The sequence below is a fragment of the Bradyrhizobium sp. Arg816 genome (genome assembly GCF_029989365.1).
Lineage (GTDB): Bacteria > Pseudomonadota > Alphaproteobacteria > Rhizobiales > Xanthobacteraceae > Bradyrhizobium.
Map to the genome: position 1 here is coordinate 1 of NZ_JAPRAQ010000252.1, position 434 is coordinate 434.

1 protein-coding gene is annotated in these 434 nt (G+C 68.7%); it reads right to left on the bottom strand.

The annotated features are described in order from the left end of the window. Nucleotides 1–434: AMP-binding enzyme (locus tag OWC48_RS46760; RefSeq protein WP_368860696.1), on the bottom strand; the 434-nt coding region annotated here is incomplete at both ends.

Genomic DNA, 434 nt, shown 5'->3' on the forward strand with positions numbered 1-434 from the left:
GTCGTCCCGTCCGACCCGCCCCAGCCCCAGCAGCTCGGCCCAGATCTGCGCCAGCACTGTCTCCATCTCGCCCTGTGGCGGCGCGTAGGTCCGGCGCGCATACGCCTCGTCGCCTGGGGCCGGCAGCGCGTTTCGATCGAGCTTACCGTTCAGCGTCAGCGGAAGCGCCGCCAGCCGGACGAACGCACTCGGGACCATGTAGTCCGGCAGCCCCGCACTCACATGCGCCCGCAAACCGCCTGCAAGATCAGATTCCTCAGCCTCTGTGGCAACGACATACGCAACGAGGCGCTGCTCGCCGCGACCATCCTGGCGCGCCACCACCACCGCCTCGCGCACCCAGGCGTGCTCGCAAAGCCGCGCGACGATCTCGCCCGGCTCGATGCGATAGCCGCGGATCTTCACCTGATCGTCGTTGCGGCCCAGGAACTCAA